We start from the raw sequence: 25,359 nt of genomic DNA, 5'->3' as shown, positions 1-25,359 counted from the left end.
AATCTCGAACGTCGTTAGATATAGCTCTAACGATGCTAGAGTGTCAATCGTGCCCATCACTCCCGACCTGATCGCCCGGGCCGGTCTGCGGCTGCTGAACGACGTGGGCCTCGACGGCCTGACCATGCGGATGGTCGCCAAGGAACTGGACGTCCAGGCGCCCACGCTCTACTGGCACGTCAAGAACAAGCACGAGCTGCTCGACCTGATGGCCGGGCTGATCACGGCCGAGGCGGCCGACGGCGTCGAAGGCCCCGGCCGAAACGAGACCTGGCAGCAATGGATCGCCGGCCTCGCACGCAGAATGCGCGACGCGATGCTTCGCTACCGCGACGGCGCCAGGGTCACCGCCGGGTCCTACTCGACGGGTCCGTCCATCGGGCGCACGTTCGAACTGGTTCTGCGTACGCTCACCGACGCCGGTTTCTCGGCCACCGAGGCGGCCCGCGCGTTCCCCGCCGTCCTGCACTACGTCGTGGGCTTCACGATCGAGCAACAGGCGCGCACGGGCGAGAACTACGAGGGCCCCAACCCCTATGCGCAGGCGATGACCATCGACGAAACCCGGTATCCCCTGACGGCAAGCGTGACGAAGGAGCTCCACGCCGTCGACAGCGACGACAATTTCGAGTACGGCCTGCACATCGTGCTGGCGGGCATTGAGGCCGTTCGCCAGGAGGCCGGCGGATAACGCGGGGCGTCAGCGAACGCCGCTTGATGCGGCACTGGTCCTCTGGAGGGTTCGCCCGGCGCCGCTCGGTCCACTCGCGCTGCCGCCGGTCCGCAGCCAGTCGCGCCGGTCGGCGTCGGACGGCGCCCGGCCGAGCGTTCCCTACCGTAGTGCGTGGCCGTACGCCGCACGGAGCGCCGCCAGGTCCGGCTCACCGAACTCCTCGCGCATCGCGGCGAAGACCGCCACCTTGTCCGCGCCGAAGCGGCGGACGTCCACGGCGTACGTGTCGGCGCTGACGAAGGTCGGCGGGCTGCTCTTGCTGTGGAACTTGTCCGCGTACATCACCAGCCGCTCCTCGCGCGACCTCGCCCGGTAGTCCCCGGCCGGCAGCGGGAGACGCTGACGCCGTACGTCTCCGGGGCCGAGGCCCACGCCCGTGTGGCACGAGCAGAACCGGCAGATCGCCTCGGAGAATCCCCCCTCGGCGAGGAGTTCGTGGCCGAGCACCCCATGGCGGATGTACGCCGCGTGGTCGAGCTCGCCCGTACCGTCGTAGAGGCGGTAGACGCCGATGTCGTGCAGCAGGCAGCCCGCCCGCACCAGATCGGCGTCGATGCCGTCGCCCGCGCGGCCGAGGAGCTGTTCGGCGATCCGGCACACGATCTGGCAGTGGGTGTGAACGAGCTCGAACGCCTCCTTCGTGGGCGCATGCTTCTCGTGGAGGGCGAAAATCCGCTCATCACCCGGAATCTCCAAGGTCACGGGCACGATGGTGGCACACCCGGCCGCGGTCTCAGGCTCGCGAGATCCGGGTGACGCATGTCGCCTACTTGATCGGGTAGCACCCCGGCATGACGAACCAGCAGGTCAGCGAAGGCGACGTTTTCCAACCGGGCCAGGTCGTGCCGGTCAGCGGCATCTATGAGTGCGACTCCGACTGTGGCCATCAGTGGTCGACCGACGTGAAGGGACACCGGTTTCCGCCGCTCCAGGACGGATGCAGCGGACACGGCTGGAAACTCGTCAGCAAGACACCCAGCGGCGCGGCAGGCGACTGAACACCACCGCTCCGAGATCCTCCTCGCGGGAGTGCGGATCTCATCCGCGGGTCTCGCCGGCGCCCAGGGTGATTTCGGCCAGGTAGGCGTCGAGTTGGGTGACCATGCTCTCTGGGGGCAGGTGGCCGGCCAGCCGCTGGATGGACAGGCCGTCGACGAGGGCGTGCAGGCGCCGGGCGAGGAGTTCGGTCGAGGCGGTGTGGGGGGCCAGAAGGCCCTCGGAGTCCAGGCCCTCGATGAGCTGAAGACAGAGCCCGTACATGCCGTCGAAGTGGGTGCGCTGGACCTCGCCCAGGTGCGGATCGCTCAGGCCCAGCGCCAGGAACGCGAAGGCGATGGCGGCCTCGGTGTGACGCCGCGCGTCGATCGGCATGGTCTCCAGCAGCGTGTCGCGGACCGCCTGATGGATGGTGCCGGTATGCCTCAGGCCGGCGATCCGGGTCGTGACCCGCTGTACCACCTGCTCGCAGGCGAACGCCAGCAGCTCGGCGCGGGTGGTGAAGTAGTGCCGCAGCGCGCCGGACGACCAGCCGGCCTCGGCGGCGACCGAGCGGATCGAGACCTCGTTCACCCCCTCCCGGGCGATGACGCGGCCGACGGCGTCGGCGAGCTCCAGCCGGCGCGCCTCGTGGTCCACGATCTTCGGCATCTGGCCATTATCGCACAGCCGTGTTATTTTCGTTTTCGTACGGCCGTGCGAAATAAGGGACGTCGTGATCTTCCTGATCGTTGGATGCGAGATCGGGTTCTGGGCGCTGCTGGTGGCCGGGCTCGCGACCCGCTATCTCCTTCGCGCCCGGCGGCTCAGCAACATCCTGCTGGTCAGCGTCCCAATGGTCGACGTGGTCCTGCTCGCGGCCTCGGTCATCGACCTGCGGAGCGGCGCACCCGCATCACCCGTGCACGGCCTGGCCGCGATCTACATCGGCGTCTCGCTCGCCTTCGGCCACCAGATGATCCGCTGGGCCGACCAGCGGTTCGCCCATCGCTTCGCAGGCGGCCCCGCACCCGCGAAGGCACCCAGGACCGGACGGGCCCACGCGGCCTACGAACGCGGCCAATGGCTTCGCCATCTCCTCGCCTACGTCGTGGCAGCGGCCGTCCTGGGCATCTTCACGCTGCTCGTCGGTGACCTTCACCGCGCTCTGAAACCGTGGTCGGTGATGGTCCCCTGGGGACTCGTGCTCGCGATCGACTTCGTGATCTCCTTCAGCTACACCATCTCCCCGCGCAAGCGACGAGGCGCCTGAGCTCCCCGGCTAGTCGAGCACTTCCTCAGGGCTGGCCGAGGCGGGGAATCCCGTGGTGGCGCCCCACATCTCCGCGAACCGGCCATCGTCGATGCGGAAGATCTCGAACAGCATGGGCTGCGCGTCACCGTCCGGCATCGCGATGCCCTCGAAAGTCGAGCGGACGGCGGCCTTGTCGCCGTCGACCAGGATGTCCTGGGCGACGACGCGTATGTCGGGATGCCGGGCAACGAGCATGCGCCAGGCCTCCTTGCCCGCCTCGAATCCGGTGGCGCCGAGCGGATGGCTGAAGAAGTCGGGCGTGTGCAGGTCGGCGCCCTTGTCGAACTGCCGGTTGTTGAAGCACTCCTGCATCTGGCGCACCAGGTCGCCGGCGTCCCCGCGTGTAGTCATCGGCGTGTCTCCTCGTGGCCCGCGGGCCGAGTCAGGAAGAGCGACGCCATGCCATAAGCGGTGCGCCGCCCCGGTTACACGAAGCATACGGTGCGGCGCCCCGGTTATGCTAGGGACGAGATGTCCAGCCAACCGCCCGATCCCACACCGGCGAAGCCGGCAACCCAGCGGAGCGACCGCAGGCTGCGCGCCGACGCGCGCCGCAATCGCGAGCGGGTCCTGCGGACCGCGCAGCGGCTGTTCGCGACCGAGGGCCTGGGTGTCTCGCTGGATGAGATCGCCCGCCACGCGGGCGTCGGCCCCGGCACCGTCCACCGGCACTTTCCGGCCAAGGAAGCGCTGTATCTCGCCGTCGCGACCGATCAGTTGAAGCAGTTGGTGGCGGAGGCGGAAGTGCTCGCCGCCACCGGTGATCCCGCAGCCCTGTTCACGCTGCTGTCCCGGATGATGTCCAGCGGCGCCGAGAACGTCGCGGTGAAGAGCGCGCTCGTGGCCGCCGAGTTCGACCTGCGCACCGCCGCCCCGGAGGTCGCGGCGGACCTCACCCGCCAGGTCGCCGACCTGCTGGATCGCGCGCACGCGGCCGGCGTCGTACGGGACGACCTCACCGTCGACGAGGTGATGGCACTGGTCGCCGGCGCCTTCGCCGCGATCCGCCACGCCGGCGCGGAGACGAGCCGCGAACGCTCAGCACATATCGCCCAGCTCATCCTCGACGGACTACGCCCGGGGCCCCGGTAGGCATCCGGGCTACTTCGTCATGCCTGCCGTGAGGCCGGCGACGATCTGCTTGGTGGCGAGCAGGAACAGCAGCACCAGCGGGATCGTGGTGATGACCAGGCCTGCGTACAGCTGGGCGTGTGCCGCCTCGAACTCCGCGACGAAGCGGGTCAGGCCCACCGGCAGCGTGTACTTGTCGTCCTCCATCAGCACCAGCGGGAAGAAGAAGTCGTTCCACAGGGGGATGAACTGGAACAGCGCCACGGTCGTCAGCGCCGGCCGGACCATCGGCACCATGATCTGGGCGAAGATGCGCAGCTCACCGGCCCCGTCGATGCGGGCGGCCTCTTCCAGCTCGTTCGGCAGGCCGCGGAAGAAGGCGGTCAGCACGAAGATCGCGAAGGGCACGCCGCTGGCGGCGTACACGCAGATCAGGCCGATCCGTGAGTCGATCAGGCCGATGGAGTTGAGCAGGTAGAACACCGGCACGATGCCGAGCCGGATCGGCAGCATCAGGCCGGCCAGGAAGTACGCGGTGAGCAGGCCCTGACCGCGGAAGCGGTAGCGCGCCAGCGGGTACGCGGCCAGCACCGCGACGCCCGTGCCCAGCACCACCGCGCCGACCGTGACGAGGATCGAGTTCACGAAGTAGGAGCTGAACCCGCCCTCGGACCACGCCTTCGCGTAGTTCTCGAAGGCCGGGTGCGTCGGGAAGCCGAGCGGCTTGGTGGCGAGGTCCTGTTCGGTGCGCAGCGAGCCGAGCGCCATGATGATGAGCGGCGCCAGCGCGGCCACCGCGTACACCCACAGCAGCACGGTGGAGGCGACCGCGCCACGGCTCGGGCGACGGCGGCGCCGCCGGGCGGGCGCGACCGCGACCGCCGGTTCCAGCACGGAGGTGGTCATTTCAGGCGTGCCTCCATCCGGCGGAAGAAGCGGTTCGCCACGGCCGAGATCCCGAAGATCAGGATGAACATGCAGACCGCGAGCGCGGAGGACTGGCCGATCGCGTTGGCGTCGGGGTTCTCGAAGGCGGTGCGGTAGAACAGCAGGCCGAGCACGTCGGTGGAGTACGCCGGGTTGCCCTTCGAGCCCTGCAACGCGTAGATCAGGTCCAGGATGTTGAAGTTGCCGATGAAGGTCAACACGGTGACGATGCCGAGCACCGGCGTGAGCAGCGGGAACGTCACCCGCCAGAAGCTCTTCCAGGCCGACGCGCCGTCCACCCGCGCCGCCTCGTGGTACTCCTCGGGGATGCCGGCCAGCGCGGCGGCGAACAGCAGCATCGGGAAGCCCACCCACTGCCAGGCGTTGATCACGATCGCCACCGGCAGCGCCAGGTGGGGGTCGCCGCGCCAGGGCTGGGCGAGGGAGCCGAGGCCGATCCCGCGCAGCGCGGCGTTGACCGCGCCGAACTGCGGGTTGAGCATCAGCGACCACAGGTAGCCGGCCACGATCGGGCTGACCAGGTGCGGCAGCACGTACGCGGTCTGCAGGAAGCGCTTGCCGCGCCGGGAGCGGTGCAGCAGGGTGGCCAGCAGCAGCCCGCCCGTGGTCTGGATCAGCATGGTGCCGATGAAGAAGACGCAGTTGTGCGCCAGCGCCCGCCAGACCTGCTCGCTCAGCGGGTACTTCGTGAACAGGTCACGGAAGTTCGCCAGGCCGGCGAAGCCGTCCTGCCGGGTGCCGGTCCAGTCGAAGAAGCTGTACTGCAGGGCCGACACCAGCGGGTACACGATGAAGACCGTGTACAGCGCGAGCGCCGGCAGCAGGAACACCAGCAGCAGCGGCCAGCGCCGCCGCCCCCGGCGGCGGGTGCTCCCGCCGCCGGGACCGGCGACCTCGACCGGCTCGGTCGTCGACGTCATCCGCCGCTGGGCTTGAACCACGCCGAGATGCCCTTCTGGACGAGCTTGCCCGCGTCCGCGGCCGAGGTGCCGCCCAGCATCTTCTGCAGGGCCTCACCCTCCTGGTCACGGCCGAGCGGGTTCCCGTAGCCGAAGTCGACGACCATCATGTACGTCGCGCCGTGGGTCTTGAAGCCCTGGTACGTCTGCGCGAGCAGCGGGTCGCCGGGGGTCACGCCGGGGACGGCCGAGATCTGCTTGAGCGTGTTGGCGTACAGCTGGCCGAACTCCGGCGTCGCCATCCACTTGATCAGTTCCATCGCCTCGGTCTTGTGCTCCGAGTGCGCGTTCACGCCGTAGGAGCCGTCGACGAAGCCGGAGGTCAGCGCGTGGTTCACCTTGGCGCCCGGGGCCGGCGGGGCGTCGAAGGAGCCGATCTGCAGGTCCGGGTTGGTCTTGGTGAACGGCCCGACCTCGTACGAACCGCCCGGGTACATCGCGGCCTTGCCGCTGGTGAACAGGGTCTGCGCGTCGGGGTAGTCGACCGCGGTGACCTTGTCCGGGTAGTACGGCTTGAGCTTGGCCGTCACGTCGAGCGAGGCGACGTAGTCGGGGTCGGTGAAGTTCTTCTGGCCGGACATCGCCGCCTTGGCGAAGTCGTCGCCGCCGTAGCGCGTCGCGCCGAAGATCTGGTGGTCGATGGCGAGCACCCACGGCTGCAGCCCGCTCGTGGACAGCGGCGTGATGCCGGCCTTCTTCAGCTTGTCGCAGTCCGCGATGAACTGTGCCCAGGTCGTCGGCGGCTGGATCTGCTGGTCGGCGAAGATCTTCTTGTTGTAGAGCACCGAGAGCGTCTGCATGGCGTACGGGACGCCGTACAGCTTGCCGTCCTGCTTGCCCTTGGCCGCCTGGAGCACCGTCGGGTCCCACTTGCTCACGTCGACCTGGCCGTCGAGCGGCGCGAGGTTGCCGGCGGAGATGAGGGACTGGATCGGCCCGTACGGCTTGAGCTGCACCACGTCGGGGCCGCCCGTCGCCTTTTTCAGCTCGGTCGGCAGCACCGTGAGGTACTCGGTGTTCTTGATCGGCTTGAACTTGACCTTGATCTTCGGGTGGCTCTTCTCGAACGGCGCGAAGATCTTCGCGTACCCCGCCGTGTCCTCGGGTCGCCAGGAGAGCACGGTGAGGGTGACCTTGTCACCGCCGCTCTTGGTACTGGGGGCGCATGCCGGGGCGGCGAGCACGACGCCGAGCGCCGTGATGACCGTGCAGAACTTACGCATAAGGAGGTGGACCCTTTCTCTAACCCCCGAGGAATCAGGCGTCTCCGCGGATCGTGCGCATCGCCTCGCGGACGGAGCCACTGGAGGCGGCCAGCGCCTCGGCGGCCCGGCCCGGCGGGACGTCGCACAACAGGGAGACAAGGGCGGTGCGCGTGTCGCCTGCCGCATCGGCCAGGGCGGCCTCGCACGTCTCCGCGTCCATGCCGGTCGCCTCCACCAGGATCTTGACCAGCCGTCCGCGGAGCTTGGAGTTGAGCGCGCTCATGCTGACCATGAGGTTGGAGTAGGTGCGGCCGAGCCGCACCATCACCGCCGTGGACATGGCGTTCAGCACGAGCTTGGCCGCGGTGCCGGCCTTCATCCGCGTCGAGCCCGACACGGCCTCCGGTCCGGTGTCCACCGCGATGTGCACCTCGACCTCCGCCCCGGCCGCCGCGGCCGGGTTGGAGCTGATCAGCACCGTGTGCGCGCCCGCGGCCGCGGCCTGGCGCAGCGCGCCCACGACATAGGGGGTACGGCCGCTGGCGGTGATGCCGACCGCGACGTCGCCGGCGTTCACCTCGCCCGCGTCGCGGGCGCCGAGCGAGGCGTCGTCCTCGACGTTCTCGATCGCGTGGGAGATGGCGTCCATGCCACCCGCGTGGTGTGCGACCACCAGACCGGGCTCGATGCCGTACGTCGGCGGAAGCTCGGCCGCGTCGAGGACGGCGAGCCGCCCGGACGTGCCCGCGCCGAAGTAGTGCACCCGGCCGCCGCCGCGCAGCGCCTCGACCTCCAGGTCGACGACCTTGGCCATCTGCGGCAGCGCCACCGCCACGGCGCCCGGAACCCTGGTGTCCTCGTTGTTGATCAGGCGGAGTATCTCCAGCGTGGGCAGCACGTCGATCTCGGTGGTGCGGGGGTTGCGTACCTCGGTGGGTACGGTCCCCAGCATCGCCAGGGGCATGCTGTCGTTCACCTGCGCCTCCGCTCGGGGCGCACCCGGCGGACCCTGACCGCCTCGAGTGTCGCCTCCAGATGTTCGCTGATCTCGGTCGTACGCTGCGCGACGCCGACGAACACGCAGTCGATCACGGTGAGCTGGGCCAGCCGGCTCGCCGTCGCTCCCGATCGGAACGTGGTCTCCCTGGCCGCCGTGGTCAGCACCAGGTCGGCGGCGTCGGCGATCGGAGAGCGAGGGAAGTTGGTGAGGGCCACCGTCGTGGCGCCGCGGCGCTTGGCGACGCTGAGGGCATCGATCGTCTCGACCGTCGACCCCGTGTGGGAGATCCCGACGGCGACGTCGGAGGCTTCGAGAACCGCTGCGCTGGTGAGCATGATGTGGGCGTCGGACCACGCGTAGGAGGTCCGGCCGATCCGGTGCATCTTCTGCTGGAAGTCCGAGGCCACGAAGGCGCTGGCGCCGACGCCGTAGATGTCGACCCGGCGGGCCTCGGCGATCGCCGTGACCACCTGGCCGAGCACCTGGATGTCGAGCTGGTTGGCGGTCTCCTCGACCGCGCGGGCGTCGGCGAAGGCGATCTTCTCGACGATTTGTTCCAGCGTATCGTCCGCGCTGATGTCGCTGCCCACGACCCGCCCGCCGGTCACTCCCTGTGCCCGGCCCGCCTCGGTGGCCAGCGTCAGTCGCAGCTCGGGATAGCCCGAGAAGCCGATCGCGCGGCAGAACCTGATGACGGTGGTCTCGGAGGTGCCACACGCCTGGGCGAGCTCGGTGATCGTGGAGCTGGCGACCGCCTCGGGGTCGTCGATGACCCGCTGCGCGACGCGTGCCTCCGCAGGTGGCAGCGATGGCAACAGCGAACGGACGCGGACGACTGTGCTGAGCGGAGATGCGCCTGTGGCGTCGGCCCCCAGCCCGGATTCGGGCCCGACCTTCCTCATGGCGGAAAGTTTCTTACGAAAACCATGTGATGTCAACGGCTGATGTTCCGATGGCGGCGGCCGATGTTCTACCGTCACTATGTGTGCTCTAACCCGATCGGTCCCTACGTGGTCGGCGTCGACGCCGGCGGCACCCGCACGCGAGCGGCGATCGTCACGCTCGACGGCGTCGTCGCGGGCTACGGCACCGGGCCCGGCGCCAATCCCAACTCCGGCGGCGGCACCGCCGACGAGCTGACCCGGGCGTTGACCACCGCCCTCACGGACGCCCTGAAGGATCTCGACCCGGCGCGCGTGGTGAACGGCGTGTTCGGCATCGCCGGCGCCGGAGCCGCCAACCGGCCGCGCGCGGTCGCCTCCGCCAACGCCGCCTGGGCGGCGGCGGGCATCCCGGGCGAGCCCGAGGTGGTCACCGACATCCCGGTCGCGTTCGCCGCCGGGAGCACCGAACGCACCGGCATCGTGGTCATGGCGGGCACCGGCGCGGGCGCGGCCGTCATCGACGCCGGTGAGATCGAACGCCGCTCCGACGCCAACGGTTACCTGATCGGGGACGAGGGATCCGCGGTGTGGATCGGCCGGGAGGGCGTACGCGCCGCGATGCGCGCCTACGACGGCCGTGGCCGGGCGACGGTCCTCGCCGAGACCATGCCGCGCGCCCTCCTCGGCGAGGAGGCCGGGCCTCTGCTGGCGGGCCTGGATCCGTCCGTCGTCGCACCGAGCGGCGCGCCGACCGCCGGCAGCACCTGGCCCGGCACCGATCTGCCCCAGGCGATCATCAGGAAGGTCTACGCCGAGCGGCCTGCCACGATCGGCCAGGTGGCGCCGCAGGTGAGCGCGGCGGCGGAGCAGGGCGACCCGGTCGCGGTCGAGATCATCGCGGGGGCCGTCCGGCATCTCCTGGAGAACGTCGACGCCGTACGCCCCGCGCTCGACGAGCTGCTCGCCGCCCGGGGGAAGCCCGGGTTCGGCCTCGTGGTCGCCGGGTCCCTGCTGGAGAGCGGGCCGGTGGCCGACGGGGTGCGCGAGGGCCTGGTGAGCCGATTCGGCGTCGCGCCCACGCCGGCGGGCGACGGCGCGGTGGGCGCCGCGCGCCTCGCCGCCCACCGCGTCAGAGCCTAGAAACGGGCGCGGGACGGCGGTTTCCCCACCGTCCCGCGGCCGTTCGGTCACTTCGCGAACGTCAGCCCGTACCCGAACGGGTAGAGCGTCTGGTCGGGATGGCCGGCCACCGGGATCATGACCGGCAGCTTGCCCTGCGGGCTGATCTCACCGAACAGCACCTTGGTGAGCGACTCCAGCGACGCGGGCGTGTAGCCGTACGTCACCAGGTAGTTCTGCGCCTCCGGGAAGTACCCGATGTCGTACGCGTCGCGCACCGACGCCACGATCACCGGCTTGCCCGTCGCGACGAGCGCCTTGACGAGGTTCTGCTGCCCGGGACCGTTGGCCTTGATGTTCCAGGCGGCGTTGGTCGTCACGACGGTCACGTCGTTGTCCTTCGCCTGGGCCACCGCCTTGTCGATCGTCGCCTGCGTGGGGCTGATGCCCGTCTGCAGGACCGACGTGACCGGCCCGCGCTTGCCGATGTCGTTCGCGAGCGTCTGGGTGGTCGAGACGCCGTACCCGGTCACGAAGACCTTGCGGTTGTCCTTCGGGAGCGGCAGCACGGCGTTCTTGACGAGCGTCGTGGTCTGGTCGGTGATCTTCTGCTCGGTCGCGAGGTGCGACGGCGTGCCGACCCGCTTGGCGACCTTGCTCTCGTCCACGTACGGGTGCTGGAACAGGCCGTGGTCGAGCTTCTGCTTGAGAATCCGGTACACGGACTGGTCGATGCGCGATTCGCTGATCTCGCCGCTCTTGACCGCGTTGACCAGAGAGTCGCGCTGGACGGTGTACAGCGTCTTGCCGCCGTCGTCCGCCGGCGGCTTCTCCAGCTGGTCCACGCCGGCCTTGACCGCCAGCACGGGGATCCGGTCGTCACCGTACTTGGCGCGAAGGCCGGCCATGCCGAGGGCGTCGGTGACGACGACGCCCTTGTAGTGCAGCTGGTCGCGGAGGATCCCGGTGAGGATCGGCTTGGACAGCGTCGCCGGGTCACCGGAGGGGTCCAGCGCCGGGACGATGATGTGCGCCGTCATGATCGAGTCGACGCCGTGCGCGATGTCGGCCTTGAACGGCGGGAGGTCGAGCTTCTCCCACTGCTCCTTGGTGTGGTTGATGATCGGCACACCGGTGTGGCTGTCGGTGTCGGTGTCGCCGTGACCCGGGAAGTGCTTGGCCGTGGCGATGACGCCGGCGGCCTGGTAGCCGTCGACCTCGGCGGAGGCGATCTGGGCCACGAGCGACGGGTCGGATCCCGGGGACCGGACGCCGATCACCGGGTTGGCCGGGTTGACGTTCACGTCGGAGTCGGGCGCGTAGTCCTGCGTGATCCCGATCGCCTTGAGCTCCTCGCCGGTGATCTTCGACGTGGTGAACGCGTTCTTCGGCGAACGGGCCGCGCCGAGTGCCTGGGCGCCCGGGAACTGCGTGAACGGCGCGGGGACCCGCGTGACGATGGAGCCCTGCTCCTGGTCCGTGGTGATGGTCTCCGGAATCGGCACCCGCGCGTGCATGGCCGCCTGCTGGATCCCGTTGGAGAGATGGGCGATCTGCTGGGGGCTGACGAGGTTGGGCGGGTCGACGTAGTAGTAGATGATGCCGCCGGGGTGGTACTTGGCGATCAGCTGCTGGGCGTTGTCGACGCCGTACAGCTTCTGGTTGGCGGCGACCGCCGCCGGATCGGTCGTGTCCGCGCTCGTGCCGTACACCTGGAGCACGAAGAGCTGGGCGACCTTCTCCTCGAGCGTCATCCTGTTCAGGATCTTCAGGACGCGTTTGTCCTTGCCGGGCTGGTGCCCGGCCTGTGCCGCGTTGGCGGTACCTGAGCCGATACCGGCCACGGCCACCACTGACGCCGCACCTATGGCAATGAGCCGTCGGCGACGGGACATCGGTAACTCCTTCCGCCCCCGAGATGCGCGAAAGAAAATGACTGGCCCTGGCCAGCGTGCTGAAACTTAGTCACGCGCAGGGAAGGACGTCAACGGCCAGCACTGGACATCAGCCGCCAGAACGGACGTCGGCCGCCACCTTGCGGGCGGCCTCCCGATGCTCCTTCGATCCGATGACGTGCGACGCCTTCGCCGCGTCGACGTACGGCGAGCGGAACATCCCCCGCTCGTACTTCATGTGGAGGATGTGGGTGACCGCGTCGTCGAGGCGGCTCTTGGAGATCCGGCCGGACTTCACCGCGGCGAGCACCGCGTTGTAGGCGCGCCCGAGGTCCCTCGGCATGAGCAGCATGTCGGCGCCGGCCACGACCGCGCGTACCGCCGCCTCCTCCGGCCCGAACTTGATCGTCGCGCCGGCCATCTGGAGGGAGTCGGTGATGATCACGCCGTGGTACCCGAGCGTGCCGCGGAGCAGCCCGCTCAGCACGGTCTTGGACATCGTGGCCGGCAGTCGGGACTCGTCCAGGCCCGGGACGACGATGTGCGCGGTCATGATCACGTCGGCGTGGTGATCGACCGCGGTCTTGAACGGCGGCGCGTCCACGCGCTCCCACTTCGCCCTGCTGTGGTTGATGATCGGCAGGCCCGTGTGGCTGTCGGTGTCGGTGTCGCCGTGGCCGGGGAAGTGCTTGGCCACGACCGCCACGCCGGCGGCGTGGTAGGCGTCGATGGCGACGCCGACGAAATGGGCGACCTTTTTGGGGTCCGCGCCGAACGACCGGATGCCGATCACCGGGTTGTTCGGGTTGATGTTGACGTCGGCGTCGGGGGCGTTGTCCTGGTTGATGCCGACCGCGCGCAGCTCTTCGCCGGTGACCCGGGCGGCGGTCCGGACGTTGTCGTCGGGATGCCGGCCGGAGGCGAGCGACTTGTTGGCGGGGAACCGGGTGACGTAGGGCAGCCGCGAGACGGGGCCCTGCTCCTCGTCGGTGCTGATGACGAGCGGCACGCCACCGTGCTTCATCGCGGCCTTCTGCAGGCCGTTGGACAGCTGCGCGGTCTGGCGCGGGGTGCGCAGGTTGACCGGGAAGTAGATCACCCCGCCGAGGTGGTACCGCTCGACCAGCTTGGCACCCTGGGCGGGCGTGGAACCGGGAATGGTCGGCATGAACAGCTGCCCGACCTTCTCGCGCACGCTCATCCTCTTGACGAGGGCGACCTCGGGCGCGACGGGCGTCGGCGACGCCGAGGCCCGCGCGGAGGCGCTCTCGGCCGGGCTGGTGGCCGACCGCGCGCCGGACTCGTGGCACGCCGAAACGGCCATCGCACCAGCGGCGATGGCGGTCACGAACCTCCACCCGAACGTCCGTCGCACCCGCACGACGCTAATGAGTCCCAGAGAGGAGAGCAAACCCCCCGCACCGACCGACATGACTCGCGTGAGTAAAGAGGCCGTGTGAGCAACGAGAGCCGTCGCCGCCCCGATGGGGACCGGTGCGCTGCCGGCCTCACCGGTCAGTCGCCGGGCTCCGATGCCGCGGTGATGACGTCGTCGAGGACGTCGCGGGAGGTGATGAGGTCGCCGATCATGCGGTCGATGCGGTCGCGTTCGGCGGCGAGCTCGGCGACCAGCTTCGCGTCGGCGATCTCGGAGGGGCCGCCGTCGGCGTCACGCATGCAGGGCAGCAGTTCCGCGATCTTCCTGCTGTGCAGTCCCGCGGCGAACAGCTCCTGGATGCGGATGACCCGGTCGACCGCGGCGTCCGGGTAGTCGCGCTGGCCGCCCGGAGTACGGTCGGCGGCCAGCAGGCCCTGTTGCTCGTAGTACCGCAGGGACCGCTCGCTCACCCCGGTCCGCCGCGCCAGCTCACCGATGCGCATGTCACTCCTCGCTTGAACCTGACATTGATGTTAGGTCTTACCGTTCCGGCATGACACAGGACCTGGATCTCTTCGAGTACAGCCCGATCACCGAGCGGCCGACGATCACCTGGCCCGGCAACGCCCGGGTCGCCGTGTACGTCGGGCTCAACGTCGAGCACTTCCTGCCCGGCCGCCCGTCCACGAGCATCTGGCCCGGCACCGCGGACCTGGTGCCCGACGCACTCAACCATGGCTGGCGTGACTACGGCGCCCGAGTCGGCATCTGGCGCATCACCGACATCCTGGACCGGCACGGCGTCCGGGCCAGCGTGCTGCTCAACTCCGACGTCGTCCACCACTACCCGCAGATCGTCAAGGCCGGCGTCGAGCGGGACTGGGCGTGGCTGGCGCACGGGCGGACCAACTCGATCCTGCACACCGGTATGGACCGCGACGACGAGCGTCGTGTCCTCACCGAGATCACCGACACCATCGCCGAGGGCACCGGCCACCGGCCGCGCGGCTGGATGGGGCCGGGCCTGACCGAGACGTTCCACACCCCGCGGCTGCTGGCCGACCTCGGCTTCCGCTACCTGCTGGACTGGACCAACGACGACCAGCCGTACCCGCTGCGGGTACCCGGCATGATCAGCGTTCCGTACTCGGTCGAGCTCAACGACCTGATGCTGTTCGGCAACGGCACGACCGGCCCGGAGTTCCTCCAGATCGTCACCGACCAGTACGAGCGGTTGCACGCCGACTCCGCGCACAGCGGCCGGGTGATGGCGCTGGCGCTGCACCCGTTCTCCATCGGCCAGGCGTTCCGCGCCAAGTACCTCGACCGGGCGCTGGCGTACCTGGCGGCGCAGCCGGACGTCTGGCTGACCACCAGCGACGAGATCGCCGAACACTATCTGCGTACGGCCGACCCACGCCAGAACTGATCACCAGGAGCCGGCGGGGCTACAGGCCGAGGGCGGCCAGGGCGGGCAGAGCCTCGCGGGCGGCACCGCGGGCCGTCGCGGCGTCGTGGGCGGCGCGCGCGGCGGTGGCGGCGTGGCGGCACTGGTCGAGCGTGTGGGCGGCGAGCGCGGCGCGTACGGCGGGCAGCGACGGCGGGCTCATCGACAGGGAGGTGACGCCGAGGCCGGCCAGTACGCACGCCAGCGCCGGGTCGCCCGCGGCCTCGCCGCACACCCCGCAGGCCTTGCCGCCCGCGCCCTCGGCGGTGAGTGCGACCAGGTCGAGCACGGCCGGCTGCCAGGGGTCCTGCAACCGGCTGAGCGCGCCCACCTGCCGGTCGGCGGCGAAGGTGTACTGGGCGAGGTCGTTGGTGCCGATGCTGAAGAAGTCGGCCTCGACGGCCAGGTCACGGGCCCGCAGCGCCGCCGCGGGGATCTCGATCATGACGCCCGCCCGCGTGACGCCCTCCGCCCGGCACGCCTCGGCGAACTCCCGCGCCTCCGCGGCGTCCGCCACCATCGGCGCCATGACCAACAGCTCGACCGGCAGCCCGCGGGCGGCGCGGGCGAGGGCGGCGAGCTGGCCCGCCAGCACCTCGGGGTGCCGCCGCAGCATGCGCAGGCCGCGTTCGCCGAGGGCCGGGTTGGGCTCCTCCCCCGTGGCCGGCAGGAAGCCCAGCGGCTTGTCCGCGCCCGCGTCGAGAGCGCGCACGACCACGTACGGGAACGCCTGCAGGACCGCGCGGTAGGCGGCCTCCTGCTCGTCCTCGCCGGGCGGCGTCGTACGGTCCAGGAAGAGGAACTCGGTGCGGAACAGGCCGACGCCCTCCGCGCCGTGGGCGAGGGCCGCCGCGACGTCCCGCGGGCCGCCGATGTTGGCCAGCAGCGGTACGGCGTGCCCGTCGGCGGTCGCGCCGGGGCCGGTCGTCGCCGCGAGCGCCGCCGAACGCGCCCCGGCGGCCGAGCGGGCGCGGGCGACCTCCTCGGCGGACGGATCGGGGCGTACGTCGCCGGAACCGCCGTCGACGAGCACGACGGTGCCCTCGGCGAGCGCGGTGCAGCCGGGGCAGGCGACCACGGCCGGCACGCCCATGGAGCGGGCCAGGATCGCGGTGTGGCTGGTCGGTCCGCCCTCCTCGGTGACGAAGGCGACGACCTTCGCGGGGTCGAGGAGCGCCGTGTCGGCGGGCGCCAGATCGCGGGCGACCAGCACGAACGGCTCGTCGGAGTCGGGCACGCCCGGCATCGGCAGGCCGCGCAGCACGGCGACCGTACGGTCGCGGATGTCGTCGAGGTCGGCGACGCGCGCGGCCACGTAGTCGCCCGCGCCGGCCAGCATGTCGCGGAACACCCCGAACGCCTCGTACACCGCGCGCGGCGCCGAGGTGCCGTCGGCGATCTTCTGCCCGGCCAGCTCGGCCAGGCCCGGGTCGCGGGCCATCATCGCCTGCGCGGCCAGGACGTCCCGCGCCTCGCCGCCGGCCCGGTCGCCACGCTTCTCCAGGTCGGCGGCGACCTCTTCGAGGGCCGCGAGGACGCGTGCCGTCTCCGCGGCGGCGTCGCCCTCGTGGCGTTCACCCACGGGCGGCTCGGGGACCGCGCCCGCGATCGTGCGCACCGGTCCGGTGCCGGCGCCGGGGCTGACGCCGAGACCGCTGAGGCGGTCAGGCACCGTTCGTGGTCACCGTCGCGACGACCTCGTCGAGGGCGGCGTCGGCGCCGTCGCCCTCGGCACTGATCACGATCTCCTCGCCGTGGCGGACGTCGAGCCCGATCACCAGCAGGATGCTCTTGGCGTTGACCGGATCGGCGTCCGGGCGGCCCACGGTCACGTCCATCGGCGCCTTCGTCGCGGCCTGGACGAACAAGGCGGCGGGGCGGGCGTGCAGCCCCACCTCGGTCTGCACCGTGACACGGCGCTCGGCCATCAGACAGTCTCCCTTGTCGCTACGGGCCCCATCATTGATCCGTCTGCGTCACCTTGCCGAGACCGCGCGGCATGTCGGGGTCGATCCCCAGGCGGCGGGCCAGCCGTTCGGTGATCAGCTGACCCGGCACGATCAGGGCAAGTGGCGCGACCCACTCCGGCAGGTCCGGACCGGGAAGCGCACGTGTGGACGCCTCGGCCAGCATACGGCCGCCGCCGATGCCGTACGCCTTCGCGCCGGCCGCGGTGACCCGCTCGGCCAGCGCGACCGTGCCCGGAAGCGTCGGCCCGGAGTCGGCGGCGACCAGGAGCGCCGGGGTGTCGTCGTCGACGACGGCGATCGGCCCGTGCAGCAGGTCGGCGTACGACAGGCCCATCGCGTGCAGGTAGCACGCCTCCTTCAGCTTGATCGCGAACTCCAGCGCCGTGCCGTACGCGATGCCGCGGCCGGACACGACCGCGCCGGGCACGCTCGCGAGCTCCTCCACGATCTCGGGCAGCGCGTCGGCGGCCTCGGTCGCGGCGATCAGCCGGTCGACCTCCTCGGGCGCGCGGCGCAGGTCGGCGATGTCGACCTCGGCGCCCAGGCCGATGCCGAGCACGGCGAGCGCTGCGAGCTGGGTGGTGTAGGTCTTGGTCGCGGGAACGGCGAGCTCGTCCCCGGCCCGGGTGACGAGCGCGAGCTGGGCGGCCTCGGCGAGCGGCGAACCCTCACCGTTGGTGACCGCGACGGTGCGCGCACCGCAGCCGGCGGCCCAGTCGAGGGTCTCGACGATCTCCTCGGTCCGGCCCGACTGGCTGATCGCCACCGCGAGCACGCCGGACAGGTCGATCTTCTTCTTGTACGTCGTCGCGATCGAGGGTGAGGCGAGGGTGGCGAGCCGGCCGGCGTGCGTCTGGACCAGATAACTTCCGTAGACGGCCGCGTTGTCGGACGAACCGCGGGCGATGAACAGCACCTGCCGGGTCTCCCGGCCCAGGACGCCGACCTCGGCCACGCGGGGCAACAGCGCGTCGAGCGTCGCGTTCAGCGCGGTGGCCTGCTCACCGATCTCGCTGCGCATACGGGAAGTGTCGGTCACTAGGTCTCCTTCGCCGTATTTACGGCTCCGCCGTGTTGGATCCACGGCTGCGCATCCGCCCCCGCGTGCTCGTCGGCGCGTGATCGCGTCGTTACATCTTCGTAGTTCTGACCTGCATTGACACGCTAACTGGCGTGTGGTCTAGTCCGGACTAGACCAGTATGAACCATACTTCACTCCCCGACATCGCTGCCAGAGGTACCCCGTGACTCCCCCGCTCCCCGAAGAGAGCGGCTTCTCGCTAAGCCGCTTGCGCGGCGTCGCGAAGGGCAAGCCCTGCCCTGAGTATGTTGATCGCCGCGTTCACGTCGGCGTGCGCGATGTGCCCGCACGCGGTACAGGCGAACTCGGCTTGAGTGAGGCGGTTGTCCTTCGCACAGTGCCCACATCGCGAGCACGTGCGGGAGGTGCCGGCGGGGTTCACTGCGATCAGCTCACGACCGGCACTTTCAGCCTTGTTCGTGAGGATCGTCAGGAATATCCCCCAGCTCGCGTCAAGAATGCTCCGGTTCAGACCGGACTTGGCGGCTACGCCGGCACCCGGCGCATCACGAGTGCCCGCAGCCGACCGGGTCATGTTTGCGATCCGCAGGTCTTCACACACGATCACGTCATACGCGCGGACCAGAGCGAGGGCGGCCTTGTGCACGCCGTCCAGGCGCTGGCGGCGCACCTTGGCGTGCAGCGCGGCGAGGCGGGCCACAGCCTTACGGCGGCGGTTGGAACCACGCGTCTTGCGCGCCAGCGCCTGTTGCGCCGCCGTCAGACGGCTGGCGGAGGCGGCCAGATGGCGAGGGTTGTCCAGATGCCCGGCATCGCTCGTTGTGATGAGCGAGGCGACGCCCATGTCGATACCGGCTGTAGCGCCCGTAGTGGGCAGGGGCTCGGCGGGCACATCGTCGCACGACAGGATCACATACCAGCGGGAACCCTCCCGCTTCACGCTGATCGTCTTCACTCGGCCTTTGACCGGCCGGTGCTGGTGGACCCGAATATGGCCGATGCCCTGAAGGCGAACGAACGTCGCTGTCGGGTGTTCCGGCTGGGAGTCCCAGCGGCAGCCGTCCCCGTCCTTGGGCCACTCCACGGTATCGAACCATCCGGAGCCCTTGAAGCGAGGGAACCCCGGCTTACGCCCGGCTTTCCCGGCCTTCAGGCGGCGGAAAAACGCGGCGAACGCCTTATCCAGTCGGCGCAGTGTTGCCTGTTGGGAGGAGAACGACCACCGGCCCTGACCGTCCAGATCCTCTCCGCGGATGTATTTCAATTCCGCCGACTGGTCGCCGTACCGCACCGTCACGCCTGCTCTGCGATAGGCCGTACGGCGGTGCTCCAACGCCGCGTTGTACAACTCCCGGTGGTCGTCCAAACAGGCGGAGAGCGTGGCAGTCTGCTTTGCGGTGGGGCGCAACAAGAACTTGAACGACCTACGCACGGCCACCGCCCTTGGAGGCACGTTGGTACTGCATCTCGATGTACCGCTGCACCGTCTCGGCGGACACAGCGCCGACCGTGGCCACGAAGCAGGACCGTGACCGCAGTGCGGGCAGCCGGGAGCGCAAGTGACCGAACTCGGCGCGCAGATGGCGAGACGTGAACCCCTTGATCTGGTTGGCCACATACGACGGCGAGTTCTTCGGATGCGTCTTGATGAACAGGCGCACGTGGTCAAACATCACCTCAAGTGCCACGATCTGCCAGGCGTACTCGCCGGCCTTGGCGCGGATCAACCCTTCCAGGCGAATCTTCACCCGCCCGCCAAGGACCGGGCGGCGGTACTTCGGACACCACACGATGTGGCGCCCGAGGTCATACGCCACCCCTAAGGAGGTGCGCACCTGACGAGTCACACGACCGTCATAGCAGTTCCATGCATCTAAAGTTCGGCAAAGGGAGTAACCGTCGTGAGGCAGGAACGAAGAAACCCGGACAGGGGCGACAATCCGCCGTCGCCTGAAGGCGACGGGGGAATGCCGAGCCGCTGATGGGCAAGATCGATCCGACCAGCCCCGTACCCAAGTACTTCCAGCTCCGGGAGATCCTCCTCGACCTGATCGAGGACGCCGAACTGCCGGTGGACGCGCCCATTCCCTCCGAACGGGAGCTGTGCCAGCGTTACCGGCTGTCACGCATGACGGTACGGCAGGCCGTCGATCACCTCGTCACCGAGGGCCGTCTGTACCGCGTGCCGGGCAAGGGCACGTTCGTCGCCCGGCCCAAGATCGAGATGCCGCTGCGGCTCGTGTCCTTCACCGAGGACATGCGGGCCCGGGGCCTCGAACCGGGCGCCCGCGACCTCGACCGCCGTACGACGCCGGCCAACGCCCACCTGGCGCGGGTCTTCGACGTTCCGCCGGGCACCGGGGTCCACGTCGTCGAGCGCCTGCGCACCGCGGACGGCGAGCCGATGGCCGTCGAGCGCTCGCACATCCCGCTGACCGTCGCGCCGGGGCTGCCGGACACTCCGCTGAGCGACGCGTCGCTGTACGACGTGCTGGAGACGCGCTTCGGGATCGTGTTCGACGCCGGGGAGCAGACCATCGAGGCCGGCATCGCCGACACGGCCGACGCCCGGCTGCTCGACCTCGCCCGCGGCAGCGCGGTGCTGCTGCTACAGCGGCGGTCGTTCATGAACGGCACCTGCGTCGAACTCGCCGTCTCGACCTATCGCGCCGACCGCTACCAGCTGCACAGCGCGCTGGAGATCCCCCGCCGGAGCCGGGCGGCGATCAAGTGACCGGGCGGTGAGCTGTCCGCATCCGGCCAGGATGTATCTCCCTCTCCGCTGAGACCTCTCTGTGTGTCGCCGCCGTCCGGCGGCCCGCACATCAGGGAGGTCTCATCATGCGCAGGCGAACGCCCGCACGCTCGCCGATCCGCCTCATCCCGTACGAGGGGCGTGAACCGGCCGCGATCGCGGTGCACGGGTCACTCGCTCTCGCCCTGGACTCCGGCCCGCCGCGCGGACGGCCGCCCCGGCCCGTCCTCGGCGTCGTACGCGAGGACCCGCCCGACCTGCGGGCGGAGGCACGGCTGATCGCCCGGCTCGTCCTCGAGGTCCTGGCCGGCGTCCGGCCGTACCACCACCTGGCGGGACGTACGACACCGCGCCTGTTCGAACGGCTCGGGTCGCTGTCGTCGCGCCTGTCCGGGCGGGCCGCGCCCCGGCTGGGCACGGTGCGTGTCTGCGAGCCCGAGCCGGGTGTCGCCGAGGTCGCGGCGGTGGCCCTGGTCGGCCCGCGCGTCCAGGCGCTCGCGCTGCGGCTGGAGCACGACCGGCGCTGGCGCTGCGCCGCGATCGAGACGACCGTTCCGGCGTGAATGACCGCCCGGGAACCGCGGCCCCCGCACGCGGGTTCCCGGGCGCGTCACGCCACCGGATGTCGCGCGTGGAGTCGGCTCAGCCGCGCACGCCGGGCTGGTCGACCACACGCGCGTCCTCGTCGGCGGTGTCGTTCAGGACCTTGCCCGCCCGGGCGATGAGCGTCTTCTTGGCGTACTGGTCCTTGAGCGCGATGGACCGCCAGCCCCGGTACTGGTACGTCTTCGGGTCGAGGATGATCTCAACGCGGACCGTGCTCTCGTCGCGGACGACCGCGACGCCGGTACGGCCGGCGAAATCCTTGACTCCTGGAACGATCCGTACTCCGGAGATCTTCGCGAGCGCGCGGTAGAGGGCGGCGTTGGTCTTCGGCGGGATCAGCTTGTCGTCGTCGAGGATCTGCTGGATGCGCCCGAAGGTGGACGAGTCGTTCCCGCGGTCCTTGACGTCGTGCCTGATCTTCGCCAGCAACGCGTCCGGGTCGGTGGGCAGCTTGGCCACGTAGTCGTACATCCAGCGCGGCGAACTCCTCCAGATGGCCGGGCCCGAGACCCAGCCGCCGTCGACGCCGGAAACGGCGTGGCCGGGGCGGAGCTTCTCTCCGGGTCGGAGGACACCCTGAATGGTGACCTTCGAACCGTTGATGGACTCGGCGATCCTCCTGCCGTCGAACCGCCACCACTGCTCGACCTTCACCTTGCCCCGCAGCGTGCCGATCTCGTTGCCGGGCGCCATGGCCCAGTTGCGCAGCTCGGGCGCGTACACCCACTGGTTCGCCCGCGGCCTGGGGACCGTCTGGTGCTCGATCGTCCGGGCGGCCAGCTCGAGGCTGGGCGCGGGCCCGACATTCGGCTTGCCCGACGGCGCGGATCCGCCGGCCTGGGTCACGACCACGGCGGCGGCGGCACCGGCCGCGATCACCCCCACGGCGCCGAGCCGCCAGCCGATACGCCGGTGGAGCGGACGGGACGCGGACGCGCGGCCGCCGGGCGACGCCATCTCGGCCTGCAGGCGGGCCCAGGCCCGGGCCTTCACCGCGGCGTCGTCCGGAAGGTCGGCCGGTCGCGCCGCACGGACGAGCGCGATCTCCTTGTCGATCATCGGTTCTCCTCCTGAAAGCGTGTGGGGTCGACGCCGCCGAACGCACGGCGGATCTTCTTGCGGACACGGTGCAGGCGGGAGCGGACGGTGCCCATCGGCACCTGCAGCGCCTCGGCGGCCTCCTCGTACGTCAGGTCGGCCCAGGCGATGAGGAGCAGCAGGTCGCGGTCGGCCGCGGACAGGTTCTTCAACACGGTCGCGATTCGGGGGCCGAGCAGTTCGGCGGTCACCCGTGCGTCGCTGCCGTCGGTGAACGATGCGGTCTCGCCTTCGGCAGGCGTGCGCGCGAGCAGCTGATGGCGGCGCCGTTCGGCCCGGCGGTGCTGGCCGATGAGGTTGGTCGCGATGCCGTACAGCCAGGGCCGGGCGTCCGGCCGGTCCAGGTGGTACCGGCCGCGACCGCGGAAGGCGACCGCGAAGGTCTCGGCGCCGACGTCCTCGCCCGCCTCGGGCCCGAGCCGCCGCACGACGTAGCGGTGGATCTCGTCCCAGTGCCGGTGGAAGATCTCGGCGAATCTCTCCGGATCGGTGAGCGACGCGCGGATGCTCTCGCTGTCGCTCACCTCACCGGTCTCCGGATGCGGGTATGTATCGATCATCACCAACCGAATCTCCAAGTCCTGCGCGTACGCGTCGGTTCATCCGGTACTTGGTGTGATCGGGCGTCACGGTTCCCGCTTGTTTCCAGGCTTCGGCGACCGCTCGCCGCCGGCGCCAGGCCACCATCTCGGTGAGGAATGGCAGGACGACGATGGCCAGCAGCCAGGCGCTGTTACAGAGCATCAACGGCGTCGAGTACGCCCGCACGTGCTGGTACGCCTTGTGATGCGGCAGCCAGAGCCTGATGATCACCACGAAGCTGAGGAGGAAGGTCCAGATCTCCGGCTGGTGCCCGGTGATCACCTCGGTCGCGGGGCGGGCTCCATCTTCTTCAGGCGCCCCGAAGCCTATTAATTTCTTCCTGGAGCCTAGCCGCCTCGCGTGTAAATTCTTCGTGAAAAAATCCGCTAACCGAACCTCGCGCCGACCTCTCCGCCTGGGCTTTCCGTGCCTCAAGTTCGGCCAGCCGTCGCGCTTTGGCCGCTTCTTCGGCGCTCGCTCCGCTGCTTGCTCCGCCTCCGCCGCCACTTCCTCCGCCTCTTCGCCAGCTGTTCAGTTTCTCGCCCTTGTTGGGTTCGAGGCTGTCTGTCGTGAGTTTGCGGGAACTGTCGGCGGCGAGCCGGGTGTCGGAGGCGGGGAGGGTGCCGGTGGGTCCGGTGGCGGTGAGTGGTTCTTCGCCGGGTGTGAGCCGTAGTTTCTCGAGTAGATCCCTGAGCGGTCCGTTCACGTAGCGTTCGAGGATTTTAGAGAGCGTGACGTTGGTGCCCTCGTCCGCCGCGGCCACCACCCCTTCGGCCTGCGCCCGGCTTTCGAGGATCTGAGCGGCCGATGCGGCCGGGCCGAAGGGGCCACCGATCAGCGAGTTGCGCACGAGGGCCACGGCGGTCACGGCGGCGATGCCGATCATCGCGACCTGACCGCTGGTCACAACCTTGGCGGCACCGGTGATCACGCCGGGAATGTGACTTATGGCATTGTGTGCGGCGGTCACATGCTGGTCGGTCTGGGCGGAGTGGCCGCCCATGGCGTCGGCGGCGTCGCCGGTATAGGCGGGCGAGTCGGGACCGATGGTCCGCGCGACGGCGTCGTGGGCCTGCGTGGCGCTGGTGTCGGCGGCGGACTGGGCCTGGGCGTGGTCGGCGGCGCTCTGATGCATCCCGTCGGTGTGGACGTCGGGGTACGGAACACCGATGAGGTTCAGTACCTCTTTCAGCCCCTCGGGAACGGTGACGCCCATCAGACGTCCCGCTGGATCATCTGCTGGTCAACGACCTCGGTGTCGCCGAGGAGCGCGGCGTTGCGGCTGAGACCGTCGCCGGTCTGGGTGATCCTCGCGCCGAGAAGCCGGCGCACCTCATCCACGGGACAGTTGTTGAGGGTGGATACAAAGCCGCTGATCAGGCCGACATCGCCCCACGAAGAGCCGCCGTGAACCGCCGCCGCACTATCTTGAAAATTATCGCCATGGAATGCAAGCTCCTGGGCACTCGTTTTCGTACGGTCATAGTCGAGATGCAATGGACTCATGATTAGCACGCTAACATAACCTTTGTCGGTCACCCTGCCAGGGGGTTTTCATCGGTCATCGCTTTCGACAGCGGCCAAAGCCGATGGCCAGGAGTTCATGGAGTTCGGTGGATGAATGTCGGCTTTGATGATGACGAAGGCCTGCTCGATCAGATTCTGGAGCAGACGCGTGAGGCGATGGCGAGGCTCCGGGAGGCGCAGACGGCACTCGACCGGATCGCCGGCGAGGGAAAGGCCGCCGATGGCCGGATCATCGCGACGTCCGACGGGCGCGGCGGTATCACCGAATTGTGGTTCGATCCACGCGTGAAGCGGCTGGACCACTCGGCTCTGGGCAAAGAGGTGCTCACCGCGCTTCAGGCCGCCCAGTCCGACGCCGAACGTCAGCGGCAGAAGATCGTGAGTGAAGCGCTGGAAGCGACCGCGACCATGCCCGAGCCCCTGGACGAGACCTTCGTCCGCCGGCGGGTCGAGCAGGTGACACACGAAATCCTCGGAAAGTGAGTCCCCGATGACCGACCAGGTTCGAGGCGAGGACACGAAAGACGCCGGGCAGCGAGCCGAGGCGATACGCGCATGGATCGAGCAGGCTCAGGCCGAGGCCGACGAAGTCGTGGGCGTAGGAGAGGCGGAATCCGGTCAGGTCACGGCGAAGGCCGCGGCAGGCGGAAGAGTGACGGACATCAAATTCGGCCCGCGGGCGCTGCGGCTGGACAGCAAGAGGCTCGCCGACGCCGTCCGGTCAGCGGTCGGACGCGCGCAGCGGGACGCCGCGGAAAAAGTCAACGGTCTGATGCGCAAGGCAATGGACGGCTTCGACCCCGCCGAGACGCAGGCCGCGCTCGCCCGGATCTCCCAGATCGACTGGTAA

At 69.8% G+C, this 25,359-nt stretch carries 31 protein-coding genes; 10 read left to right on the top strand and 21 right to left on the bottom strand.

Going from position 1 to position 25,359, the window contains the following annotated elements; translation table 11 throughout:
• Positions 1 to 49 precede the first annotated feature (49 nt).
• The gene (locus OG417_RS07490) at positions 50 to 691 is read left to right on the top strand and encodes a TetR/AcrR family transcriptional regulator C-terminal domain-containing protein (protein WP_329251649.1); all 642 of its coding nucleotides are present in this window, start codon (positions 50 to 52) and stop codon (positions 689 to 691) included.
• A gap of 141 nt (positions 692 to 832) precedes the next feature.
• On the opposite strand, the gene OG417_RS07485 is transcribed toward OG417_RS07490, so the two are convergent.
• Positions 833 to 1,429: an HD domain-containing protein gene (locus OG417_RS07485; RefSeq protein WP_329262180.1), complete on the bottom strand. Its 597-nt coding sequence runs from the start codon at positions 1,427 to 1,429 to the stop codon at positions 833 to 835.
• A 95-nt stretch (positions 1,430 to 1,524) separates the two neighbouring features.
• Between OG417_RS07485 and OG417_RS07480 the strand changes: the two genes are divergently transcribed.
• Positions 1,525 to 1,731 carry a hypothetical protein gene (locus OG417_RS07480; protein WP_329251647.1) on the top strand — a complete coding sequence of 69 codons (207 nt, stop codon included), beginning with the start codon at positions 1,525 to 1,527 and terminating at the stop codon, positions 1,729 to 1,731.
• A 40-nt stretch (positions 1,732 to 1,771) separates the two neighbouring features.
• Here the strand turns inward: OG417_RS07480 and OG417_RS07475 are convergent, their stop codons facing one another.
• A complete protein-coding gene (locus OG417_RS07475) occupies positions 1,772 to 2,380 on the bottom strand; it encodes a TetR/AcrR family transcriptional regulator (RefSeq protein ID WP_329251644.1) in 609 nt (202 codons plus the stop codon).
• A 64-nt stretch (positions 2,381 to 2,444) separates the two neighbouring features.
• Between OG417_RS07475 and OG417_RS07470 the strand changes: the two genes are divergently transcribed.
• Positions 2,445 to 2,981 (top strand): hypothetical protein, encoded by a 537-nt coding sequence (locus OG417_RS07470; protein WP_329251642.1) that lies wholly within the window; start codon positions 2,445 to 2,447, stop codon positions 2,979 to 2,981.
• A 9-nt stretch (positions 2,982 to 2,990) separates the two neighbouring features.
• Here the strand turns inward: OG417_RS07470 and OG417_RS07465 are convergent, their stop codons facing one another.
• Complete coding sequence (locus OG417_RS07465; protein WP_329251639.1) at positions 2,991 to 3,374, bottom strand: ester cyclase; 384 nt, start codon at positions 3,372 to 3,374, stop codon at positions 2,991 to 2,993.
• A 120-nt stretch (positions 3,375 to 3,494) separates the two neighbouring features.
• Between OG417_RS07465 and OG417_RS07460 the strand changes: the two genes are divergently transcribed.
• On the top strand, positions 3,495 to 4,115 hold the full coding sequence (locus tag OG417_RS07460) for a TetR/AcrR family transcriptional regulator (protein WP_329251636.1): 621 nt from the start codon (positions 3,495 to 3,497) through the stop codon (positions 4,113 to 4,115).
• Positions 4,116 to 4,124: 9 nt separating this feature from the next.
• Here the strand turns inward: OG417_RS07460 and OG417_RS07455 are convergent, their stop codons facing one another.
• The 5 genes from OG417_RS07455 to OG417_RS07435 are packed head-to-tail and all read right to left on the bottom strand — an operon-like array spanning position 4,125 to position 9,108.
• On the bottom strand, positions 4,125 to 5,000 hold the full coding sequence (locus tag OG417_RS07455; protein WP_329251634.1) for a carbohydrate ABC transporter permease: 876 nt from the start codon (positions 4,998 to 5,000) through the stop codon (positions 4,125 to 4,127).
• Entirely contained in the window at positions 4,997 to 5,962 is a 966-nt protein-coding gene (locus OG417_RS07450; RefSeq protein ID WP_329251631.1) for a carbohydrate ABC transporter permease, read from the bottom strand. Before OG417_RS07450 ends, OG417_RS07455 begins: the two co-directional genes overlap by 4 nt.
• Positions 5,959 to 7,224, bottom strand: a complete 1,266-nt coding sequence (locus OG417_RS07445) for an ABC transporter substrate-binding protein (RefSeq protein ID WP_329251628.1) — start codon at positions 7,222 to 7,224, stop codon at positions 5,959 to 5,961. The genes OG417_RS07450 and OG417_RS07445 overlap by 4 nt, the downstream gene beginning before the upstream one ends.
• A 34-nt stretch (positions 7,225 to 7,258) precedes the next feature.
• Positions 7,259 to 8,170 carry an N-acetylmuramic acid 6-phosphate etherase gene (locus OG417_RS07440; protein ID WP_329262177.1) on the bottom strand — a complete coding sequence of 304 codons (912 nt, stop codon included), beginning with the start codon at positions 8,168 to 8,170 and terminating at the stop codon, positions 7,259 to 7,261.
• An 8-nt stretch (positions 8,171 to 8,178) separates the two neighbouring features.
• Positions 8,179 to 9,108: a MurR/RpiR family transcriptional regulator gene (locus tag OG417_RS07435; RefSeq protein ID WP_329251625.1), complete on the bottom strand. Its 930-nt coding sequence runs from the start codon at positions 9,106 to 9,108 to the stop codon at positions 8,179 to 8,181.
• A gap of 81 nt (positions 9,109 to 9,189) precedes the next feature.
• On the opposite strand from OG417_RS07435, the gene OG417_RS07430 reads away from it, so the two are divergent.
• A complete protein-coding gene (locus tag OG417_RS07430; protein ID WP_329251623.1) occupies positions 9,190 to 10,230 on the top strand; it encodes an N-acetylglucosamine kinase in 1,041 nt (346 codons plus the stop codon).
• Between the two features lie 47 nt (positions 10,231 to 10,277).
• On the opposite strand, the gene OG417_RS07425 is transcribed toward OG417_RS07430, so the two are convergent.
• The 3 genes from OG417_RS07425 to OG417_RS07415 form a co-directional block, all read right to left on the bottom strand.
• On the bottom strand, positions 10,278 to 12,104 hold the full coding sequence (locus OG417_RS07425) for a glycoside hydrolase family 3 protein (protein WP_329251620.1): 1,827 nt from the start codon (positions 12,102 to 12,104) through the stop codon (positions 10,278 to 10,280).
• Positions 12,105 to 12,213: 109 nt separating this feature from the next.
• On the bottom strand, positions 12,214 to 13,479 hold the full coding sequence (locus OG417_RS07420) for a glycoside hydrolase family 3 protein (protein WP_329251617.1): 1,266 nt from the start codon (positions 13,477 to 13,479) through the stop codon (positions 12,214 to 12,216).
• 140 nt (positions 13,480 to 13,619) lie between these two features.
• Entirely contained in the window at positions 13,620 to 13,985 is a 366-nt protein-coding gene (locus OG417_RS07415; protein WP_329251614.1) for a MerR family transcriptional regulator, read from the bottom strand.
• 50 nt (positions 13,986 to 14,035) lie between these two features.
• Between OG417_RS07415 and OG417_RS07410 the strand changes: the two genes are divergently transcribed.
• Complete coding sequence (locus OG417_RS07410; RefSeq protein ID WP_329251612.1) at positions 14,036 to 14,911, top strand: polysaccharide deacetylase family protein; 876 nt, start codon at positions 14,036 to 14,038, stop codon at positions 14,909 to 14,911.
• Between the two features lie 19 nt (positions 14,912 to 14,930).
• Here OG417_RS07410 and ptsP read toward each other — a convergent pair whose 3' ends face one another.
• From ptsP to tnpA, 5 genes are all read right to left on the bottom strand, one after another.
• Complete coding sequence (gene ptsP, locus OG417_RS07405) at positions 14,931 to 16,601, bottom strand: phosphoenolpyruvate--protein phosphotransferase (RefSeq protein ID WP_329251609.1); 1,671 nt, start codon at positions 16,599 to 16,601, stop codon at positions 14,931 to 14,933.
• Complete coding sequence (locus tag OG417_RS07400; RefSeq protein ID WP_329251606.1) at positions 16,594 to 16,857, bottom strand: HPr family phosphocarrier protein; 264 nt, start codon at positions 16,855 to 16,857, stop codon at positions 16,594 to 16,596. Before OG417_RS07400 ends, ptsP begins: the two co-directional genes overlap by 8 nt.
• A 31-nt stretch (positions 16,858 to 16,888) precedes the next feature.
• Positions 16,889 to 17,920, bottom strand: a complete 1,032-nt coding sequence (locus OG417_RS07395; protein WP_329262174.1) for an SIS domain-containing protein — start codon at positions 17,918 to 17,920, stop codon at positions 16,889 to 16,891.
• Between the two features lie 259 nt (positions 17,921 to 18,179).
• Positions 18,180 to 19,373 (bottom strand): RNA-guided endonuclease InsQ/TnpB family protein, encoded by a 1,194-nt coding sequence (locus OG417_RS07390; RefSeq protein WP_329251603.1) that lies wholly within the window; start codon positions 19,371 to 19,373, stop codon positions 18,180 to 18,182.
• Positions 19,366 to 19,776, bottom strand: coding sequence for an IS200/IS605 family transposase (tnpA, locus tag OG417_RS07385; RefSeq protein ID WP_442875742.1), 411 nt, complete (start codon positions 19,774 to 19,776; stop codon positions 19,366 to 19,368). The genes OG417_RS07390 and tnpA overlap by 8 nt, the downstream gene beginning before the upstream one ends.
• Positions 19,777 to 19,922: 146 nt before the next feature.
• Here tnpA and OG417_RS07380 point away from each other — a divergent pair, with 146 nt between their 5' ends.
• Both OG417_RS07380 and OG417_RS07375 read left to right on the top strand, forming a co-directional pair.
• A complete protein-coding gene (locus tag OG417_RS07380) occupies positions 19,923 to 20,675 on the top strand; it encodes a GntR family transcriptional regulator (protein ID WP_329251597.1) in 753 nt (250 codons plus the stop codon).
• Between the two features lie 107 nt (positions 20,676 to 20,782).
• Positions 20,783 to 21,259, top strand: coding sequence for an Rv3235 family protein (locus OG417_RS07375; protein WP_329251594.1), 477 nt, complete (start codon positions 20,783 to 20,785; stop codon positions 21,257 to 21,259).
• Positions 21,260 to 21,338: 79 nt separating this feature from the next.
• Here the strand turns inward: OG417_RS07375 and OG417_RS07370 are convergent, their stop codons facing one another.
• The 5 genes from OG417_RS07370 to OG417_RS07350 are packed head-to-tail and all read right to left on the bottom strand — an operon-like array spanning position 21,339 to position 24,488.
• Positions 21,339 to 22,361, bottom strand: a complete 1,023-nt coding sequence (locus OG417_RS07370; protein WP_329251591.1) for a CU044_5270 family protein — start codon at positions 22,359 to 22,361, stop codon at positions 21,339 to 21,341.
• Positions 22,358 to 22,960, bottom strand: coding sequence for an RNA polymerase sigma factor (locus OG417_RS07365; RefSeq protein ID WP_329262171.1), 603 nt, complete (start codon positions 22,958 to 22,960; stop codon positions 22,358 to 22,360). The genes OG417_RS07370 and OG417_RS07365 overlap by 4 nt, the downstream gene beginning before the upstream one ends.
• Positions 22,926 to 23,264, bottom strand: coding sequence for a TMEM175 family protein (locus OG417_RS07360; RefSeq protein ID WP_329251588.1), 339 nt, complete (start codon positions 23,262 to 23,264; stop codon positions 22,926 to 22,928). Before OG417_RS07360 ends, OG417_RS07365 begins: the two co-directional genes overlap by 35 nt.
• A 28-nt stretch (positions 23,265 to 23,292) precedes the next feature.
• Entirely contained in the window at positions 23,293 to 24,198 is a 906-nt protein-coding gene (locus OG417_RS07355) for a hypothetical protein (protein WP_329251585.1), read from the bottom strand.
• Positions 24,198 to 24,488 carry a hypothetical protein gene (locus OG417_RS07350; protein WP_329251582.1) on the bottom strand — a complete coding sequence of 97 codons (291 nt, stop codon included), beginning with the start codon at positions 24,486 to 24,488 and terminating at the stop codon, positions 24,198 to 24,200. Before OG417_RS07350 ends, OG417_RS07355 begins: the two co-directional genes overlap by 1 nt.
• A 111-nt stretch (positions 24,489 to 24,599) precedes the next feature.
• Between OG417_RS07350 and OG417_RS07345 the strand changes: the two genes are divergently transcribed.
• Positions 24,600 to 24,992 carry a YbaB/EbfC family nucleoid-associated protein gene (locus OG417_RS07345; protein ID WP_329251580.1) on the top strand — a complete coding sequence of 131 codons (393 nt, stop codon included), beginning with the start codon at positions 24,600 to 24,602 and terminating at the stop codon, positions 24,990 to 24,992.
• Positions 24,993 to 24,999: 7 nt separating this feature from the next.
• The gene (locus tag OG417_RS07340; protein ID WP_329251577.1) at positions 25,000 to 25,359 is read left to right on the top strand and encodes a YbaB/EbfC family nucleoid-associated protein; all 360 of its coding nucleotides are present in this window, start codon (positions 25,000 to 25,002) and stop codon (positions 25,357 to 25,359) included.

Origin of the sequence: Actinoallomurus sp. NBC_01490 (assembly GCF_036227085.1) — a bacterium.
In the GTDB taxonomy this organism is placed as follows: domain Bacteria; phylum Actinomycetota; class Actinomycetes; order Streptosporangiales; family Streptosporangiaceae; genus Actinoallomurus; species Actinoallomurus oryzae.
This window is presented reverse-complemented; position numbering and strand designations above follow the sequence as displayed.